A 7,161-nucleotide genomic window follows, 5' to 3' on the forward strand; every position below is an offset into this window, starting at 1 on the left:
GAAGAGGATTACTACAACAAGGTCGAGGAATACGGCGACGAATTCCGTGCCGAAATGGGCGCGGAAGGTATTCGCGAACTGCTGCGCGCGATCAACATCGACGAGCAGGTCGAACTGCTGCGCACCGAACTGAAGAACACCGGTTCGGAAGCGAAAATCAAGAAGTACGCGAAGCGTCTGAAGGTGCTCGAGGCGTTCCAGCGTTCTGGCATCAAGCCGGACTGGATGGTCCTCGAAGTGCTGCCGGTGCTGCCGCCGGAACTGCGTCCGCTGGTGCCACTCGACGGCGGCCGTTTCGCGACGTCCGACCTGAACGACCTGTATCGCCGCGTGATCAACCGTAACAACCGGTTGAAGCGTCTGCTCGAGTTGAAGGCGCCTGAAATCATCGTCCGCAACGAAAAGCGGATGCTGCAGGAAGCCGTCGATTCGCTGCTCGACAACGGCCGTCGCGGCAAGGCTATGACCGGCGCGAACAAGCGTCCGCTGAAGTCGCTCGCTGACATGATCAAAGGTAAGGGCGGCCGTTTCCGTCAGAACCTGCTCGGTAAGCGTGTGGACTACTCCGGCCGTTCGGTGATCGTGGTCGGTCCGACGCTCAAGCTGCATCAGTGCGGTCTGCCGAAGCTGATGGCGCTCGAACTGTTCAAGCCGTTCATCTTCAACAAGCTCGAAGTGATGGGTGTGGCAACGACCATCAAGGCTGCGAAGAAGGAAGTCGAGAACCAGACGGCGGTGGTGTGGGACATCCTCGAAGAGGTGATCCGCGAGCATCCGGTCATGCTGAACCGTGCGCCGACGCTGCACCGCCTTGGCATTCAGGCTTTCGAGCCGGTGCTGATCGAAGGTAAGGCAATCCAGCTGCACCCGCTCGTTTGCGCGGCATTCAACGCCGACTTCGACGGTGACCAGATGGCCGTTCACGTGCCGCTGTCGCTGGAAGCGCAGATGGAAGCGCGCACGCTGATGCTGGCGTCGAATAACGTCCTGTTCCCGGCCAACGGCGATCCGTCGATCGTGCCGTCGCAGGATATCGTGCTCGGTCTGTACTACGCGACCCGCGAAGCAGTGAACGGTAAGGGCGAAGGTCTGACGTTCACGGGCGTCTCGGAAGCGCTGCGTGCATACGAGAACAAGGAAGTCGAGCTGGCCTCGCGCGTCAACGTGCGGATCACCGAGATGGTCCACAACGAGGACAAGTCGGAAGGCGCGCCGGCATTCGTGCCGAAGATCACGCTGTACGCGACCACGGTCGGCCGCGCGATTCTGTCGGAAATCCTGCCGCCGGGCCTGCCCTTCTCGGTATTGAACAAGCCGCTGAAGAAGAAGGAGATTTCGCGGCTGATCAACACCGCGTTCCGCAAGTGCGGTCTGCGCGAAACGGTGATTTTCGCCGATCAACTGATGCAGTCGGGTTTCCGTCTGGCAACGCGCGCCGGTATCTCGATCTGCGTCGACGACATGCTGGTGCCGCCGCAGAAGGAAACCATCGTCGGCGACGCCGCGAAGAAGGTGAAGGAATACGACCGTCAGTACATGTCGGGCCTCGTTACCGCGCAGGAACGCTACAACAACGTCGTGGACATCTGGTCTGCAACGTCGGAAGCGGTCGGCAAGGCGATGATGGAGCAACTGTCGACGGAACCGGTGACGGACCGCGACGGCAAGGAAACGCGTCAGGAGTCGTTCAACTCCATTTACATGATGGCCGACTCGGGCGCGCGCGGTTCGGCGGTCCAGATCCGTCAGTTGGCCGGTATGCGCGGCCTGATGGCGAAGCCGGACGGCTCGATCATCGAGACGCCGATTACGGCGAACTTCCGCGAAGGCCTGAACGTGTTGCAGTACTTCATCTCGACCCACGGTGCACGTAAGGGTCTGGCTGACACGGCACTGAAGACCGCGAACTCCGGTTACCTGACGCGTCGTCTGGTCGACGTGACGCAGGATCTGGTCGTCGTGGAGGAAGATTGCGGCACATCGAACGGCGTGGCGATGAAGGCGCTGGTGGAAGGCGGTGAAGTGGTCGAAGCCCTGCGTGACCGGATTCTCGGTCGCGTGGCTGTGGCCGACGTCGTCAATCCGGAATCGCAGGAAACGCTGTTCGAAGCTGGCACGCTGCTCGACGAAGACGCGGTGGAAGATATCGAACGCCTCGGCATCGACGAAGTGCGCGTGCGCACGCCGCTCACCTGCGAAACGCGATACGGTCTGTGTGCGGCTTGCTACGGTCGCGACCTCGGCCGCGGCTCGCTGGTGAACGTCGGCGAAGCGGTCGGCGTGATCGCGGCGCAGTCGATCGGTGAACCGGGCACGCAGCTCACGATGCGTACGTTCCACATCGGTGGTGCGGCGTCGCGTGCGGCAGTGGCTTCGTCGGTTGAAGCGAAGTCGAACGGTACCGTGCGTTTCACGTCGACGATGCGCTACGTGACGAATGCGAAGGGCGAGCAGATCGTCATTTCGCGTTCCGGCGAAGCGATGATCACCGACGATCACGGCCGCGAGCGCGAACGTCACAAGGTGCCGTATGGCGCCACGCTGCTGCAACTCGACGGTGCGCAGATCAAGGCGGGTACGCAACTGGCGACGTGGGATCCGATGACGCGTCCGATCATCACCGAGTACGGTGGTACGGTGAAGTTCGAAAACGTCGAGGAAGGCGTGACGGTCGCCAAGCAGATCGACGACGTGACGGGTCTGTCCACGCTGGTCGTGATCGACGTGAAGCGCCGCGGTTCGCAGGCGTCGAAGACGGTACGTCCGCAGGTCAAGCTGCTCGATGCGAACGGCGAGGAAGTCAAGATCCCGAACACCGAGCACTCGGTGCAGATCGGCTTCCAGGTGGGCGCGCTGATCACCGTGAAGGACGGCCAGCAGGTGCAGGTGGGCGAAGTGCTTGCACGTATCCCGACCGAATCGCAGAAGACGCGGGACATTACCGGCGGTCTGCCGCGTGTGGCGGAACTATTCGAAGCACGTTCGCCTAAGGACGCGGGTATCCTGGCGGAAGTCACGGGTACGACGTCGTTTGGTAAGGATACGAAGGGCAAGCAGCGTCTCGTTATCACGGACCTCGAGGGCAATCAGCACGAGTTCCTGATCGCGAAGGAAAAGCAGGTCCTCGTGCACGATGGTCAGGTCGTCAACAAGGGCGAAATGATCGTCGATGGACCGGCGGATCCGCACGACATCCTGCGTCTGCAGGGCGTCGAAGCGCTGTCGCGTTACATCGTGGACGAAGTGCAGGACGTGTACCGTCTGCAGGGCGTGAAGATCAACGACAAGCACATTGAAGTGATCGTGCGTCAGATGCTTCGCCGCGTGCAGATCGTCGATAACGGCGATACGCGTTTCATCCCGGGCGAACAGGTGGAGCGATCGGATATGCTCGACGAAAACGACCGTATGATCGCGGAAGACAAGCGTCCGGCAACGTACGAAAACGTGCTGCTCGGTATCACGAAGGCGTCGCTGTCGACCGATTCGTTCATCTCCGCGGCGTCGTTCCAGGAAACGACCCGCGTGCTGACCGAAGCTGCAATCATGGGCAAGCGCGATGACCTGCGTGGCCTGAAGGAAAACGTGATCGTGGGCCGTCTGATTCCGGCCGGTACGGGTCTCGCGTTCCACAAGGCCCGCAAGACCAAGGAGCTGGCCGACCGCGAGCGTTTCGATCAGATCGCAGCGGAAGAGTCGTTCGAGTTTGGTACGCCGGAAGCACCGGCTGCCGAACAGCAGCACTCGGGCGAATAAGTCGTGGGCCGGCGCGAGCCGGTTCGGCTTGACTGGCTCGAAAGCCGCTCAGTTTTGACTGAGCGGCTTTTTTTATGCACGTTTTCCGCCATGCCGCGCTGCCATATGGCGGCGCCGTCTTCAATCCACCTAGGCCGGATGGCTAACGTTGTCGCAAACGCAGGCGCGGCGCGAACGCGTTGGTAGAATTTGTGTCACCGTCTTAGCTCCATCTTTTCGCCGCCTCTCTCAATTTCATGTCCCGTCCGCTCGAAATCCTCAACGAAGTCTTCGGTTATCCCGCGTTTAGAGGGCACCAGGGCGAAATCGTCGAGCACGTCGCCGATGGCGGCGATTGCCTCGTGTTGATGCCGACGGGCGGCGGCAAATCGCTGTGCTATCAGATTCCATCGCTGGTACGGCGCGAGCGCGGCTTCGGCGCTGGCATCGTGGTGTCGCCGCTGATTGCGCTGATGCAGGACCAGGTAGCCGCGCTGACCGAAGTCGGCGTGCGCGCCGCGTATTTGAACTCGACACTGTCTAGCTCGGAAGCAATGGCCACCGAGCGCGCGCTACGCGACGGCGACATCGATCTGCTGTACGTCGCGCCCGAGCGGCTAATGACGCCGCGCTTTCAGGAACTGCTCGAACGCACGCGCATCGGCCTTTTCGCGATCGACGAAGCGCACTGCGTGTCGCAATGGGGGCACGACTTCCGCCCCGAATATATTCAGTTGTCGGTGCTGCATGAGCGCTTTCCGAGCGTGCCTCGCATCGCGCTCACGGCCACCGCGGACGCGATCACGCGTGACGAAATTATTCAACGCCTCGCGCTCGACGATGCGCGTGTATTCGTGTCGAGCTTCGATCGCCCGAACATTCGCTATCGGATCGCCGAAAAGGACAATGCGCGCACGCAGTTGCTCGACTTCATACGCGCCGAGCACACGAGGCCGGATGCCACGACGGATGCCGGTGTCGTCTATTGCCTGTCGCGCCGCAAGGTGGAGGAAACGGCCGAGTGGCTCAAGGAAAAGGGCATGCGCGCATTGCCGTACCACGCCGGCATGGAATTCGAGGTGCGCCAGAAGCACCAGGAGATGTTCCAGCGCGAAGAGGGCATCGTGATGTGCGCGACCATCGCGTTTGGTATGGGAATTGACAAGCCAGACGTGCGGTTCGTCGCGCATCTGGATCTGCCGAAAAGCGTTGAAGGGTACTACCAGGAAACCGGCCGAGCAGGCCGCGACGGCATGCCGTCGAATGCGTGGATGGCCTACGGGCTCGGCGACGTCGTCCAGCAGCGCAAGATGATCGACGAGTCCGAAGCCGATGAAGCGCACAAGCGTGTGCAAACCGGCAAGCTCGACGCGCTGCTCGGCCTGTGCGAAACGGCGACTTGCCGACGCGTACGCCTGCTTGCCTACTTTGGGGAGAGCAGTCAGCCGTGCGGCAACTGCGACAACTGCCTCGAGCCGCCACCCACATGGGATGCGACGCGCGAGGCGCAGATGGCGCTGTCGTGCGTGTTTCGCGCGCAACGGGCGAGCGGCTTTCACTTCGGCGCCGGCCATCTGATCGACATCTTGCGCGGCAATCGCAGCGAAAAAATTCTCCAGCGGGGCCACGAGAAGCTAACCACCTTCGGGATAGGCGCGGCGCTGGGTGAGGCCGAATGGCGCGCGGTGTTCCGTCAACTCGTTGCATTCGGCTATCTGAGTGTCGACCACGAGGGCTTTGGCTCGCTGGTGCTGACCGAGGCGAGCAAACCGGTGCTCAAAGGCGAGCAAAAGGTGACGATGCGTCGCTATGTCAAGCCGACACGTACGCGCCAGTCGTCCGGCCGATCGAGCGAGCGCGCCGACCCAACGGTCGGTATGGGTCCGCGGGAGCGCGCCCGTTGGGAGCGTCTGCGCATGTGGCGCACCGAAACGGCGAAGAGCGATGGCGTGCCGGCCTACGTCATTTTCCATGACGCGACGCTCGCGGAAATTGCCCGCCTCGGCCCGGGTTCGATCGACGATCTGCGCGGCATCCCGGGTATGGGCGCGCGCAAGCTCGACCGCTTTGGGCACGAATTGCTGCATGTCGTAGCCGCCGACTGACCGTCGCGCGACTGCCCCCACTCCAGTGCCGTGAAACATTGCAACCTGTTGACTCTCTTAGAGTTTTCGGAATATCATGCTAGGTTCCGGTTCTTGGGATGCCCACGCGCGGGTTTAGTTCACGTGTGAGCACGCCGCCCGGAAGTTCGATGCGCAGGCGTTTTCGCTTTGCCCGGAAACAGACGCGTCGATTTTGTTCAATTTCAGGAATAAACAATGCCAACCATCAATCAACTGGTTCGCAAAGGCCGCACGTCGGAAACGACGAAGAGCAAGAGCCCGGCCTTGCAGGACTGCCCCCAGCGTCGCGGCGTGTGCACCCGTGTGTACACTACGACGCCGAAGAAGCCGAACTCCGCACTCCGTAAGGTTGCGAAGGTGCGGCTGACGAACGGCTTCGAAGTCATTTCGTACATCGGTGGCGAAGGCCACAACCTGCAGGAACACTCGGTCGTGCTGATCCGCGGCGGCCGTGTGAAGGACTTGCCGGGTGTGCGTTACCACATGGTTCGAGGCTCGCTCGATACTCAGGGCGTCAAGGATCGTAAGCAGGCTCGCTCGAAGTATGGCGCCAAGCGTGCCAAGGCTGGCAAGTAATTAGCCGGTCAGTCGTAGTGTCAGGTCGCCTCAACAGGCCGTAATGGCGACGGTGCCGGAAGTGCCGGTGCTGTCGAGTAAGTGGTCACCCGACCGGGCTGGTTAGTCTTACGGATGAATCGGGTTAGTTGGTGACCGCGGGGCCGTGAATGGCTCCAACTGAAAAAGTAAAGGAAGAAACATGCCGCGTCGTCGCGAAGTCCCCAAGCGGGAAGTGTTGCCGGATCCGAAATTCGGTAACGTTGATGTAGCAAAGTTCATGAACGTGCTGATGCTCTCCGGCAAGAAGTCGGTTGCCGAGCGTATCGTGTACGGCGCTTTCGAACAGATCCAGACCAAGGGTGGCAAGGACCCGCTGGAAGTGTTCACGGTGGCGCTCAACAACGTCAAGCCCGTGGTCGAAGTGAAGAGCCGCCGCGTTGGTGGTGCGAACTATCAGGTTCCGGTCGAAGTGCGCCCGTCGCGTCGTATGGCATTGGCGATGCGTTGGCTGCGTGAAGCCGCGAAGAAGCGCAGCGAGAAGTCGATGGCCCTGCGTCTGGCAGGTGAACTCTCCGAAGCGGCCGAAGGCCGTGGCGGCGCAATGAAGAAGCGCGACGAAGTTCACCGGATGGCAGAAGCCAACAAGGCGTTCTCGCACTTCCGTTTCTAAGCTTCGCCACCCCGGCTTTAGCGGAAAGATGGAAAGCAATTCCGGGCGGGTGCGCTGCCAAAGCGCCTCGCC

The 7,161-nt window shown here is 61.4% G+C and carries 4 protein-coding genes; all 4 read left to right on the forward strand.

The genetic code is table 11. The features are described 5' to 3' along the window. The coding region (rpoC, locus tag VGH68_RS05130; protein ID WP_331602436.1) for a DNA-directed RNA polymerase subunit beta' at positions 1–3,756 on the forward strand (3,756 nt) is incomplete at its 5' end. Between the two features lie 236 nt (positions 3,757–3,992). Beyond that, a complete protein-coding gene (gene recQ, locus VGH68_RS05135; RefSeq protein WP_331602438.1) occupies positions 3,993–5,840 on the forward strand; it encodes a DNA helicase RecQ in 1,848 nt (615 codons plus the stop codon). Positions 5,841–6,056: 216 nt separating this feature from the next. Continuing rightward, a complete protein-coding gene (gene rpsL, locus VGH68_RS05140; RefSeq protein WP_006053290.1) occupies positions 6,057–6,437 on the forward strand; it encodes a 30S ribosomal protein S12 in 381 nt (126 codons plus the stop codon). A gap of 181 nt (positions 6,438–6,618) precedes the next feature. Further along, a complete protein-coding gene (gene rpsG / locus VGH68_RS05145) occupies positions 6,619–7,089 on the forward strand; it encodes a 30S ribosomal protein S7 (protein ID WP_006053291.1) in 471 nt (156 codons plus the stop codon). Positions 7,090–7,161: the final 72 nt, after the last annotated feature.

Source organism: Paraburkholderia sp. (genome assembly GCF_036488505.1).
Taxonomy (GTDB): Bacteria; Pseudomonadota; Gammaproteobacteria; order Burkholderiales; family Burkholderiaceae; genus Paraburkholderia.

Bases quoted from the DNA above. Each gene is read 5' to 3' on its own strand.
- recQ (WP_331602438.1), top strand. From the start codon at position 3,993: ATGTCCCGTCCGCTCGAAATCCTCAACGAAGTCTTCGGTTATCCCGCG.
- rpsL (WP_006053290.1), top strand. From the start codon at position 6,057: ATGCCAACCATCAATCAACTGGTTCGCAAAGGCCGCACGTCGGAAACG.
- rpsG (WP_006053291.1), top strand. From the start codon at position 6,619: ATGCCGCGTCGTCGCGAAGTCCCCAAGCGGGAAGTGTTGCCGGATCCG.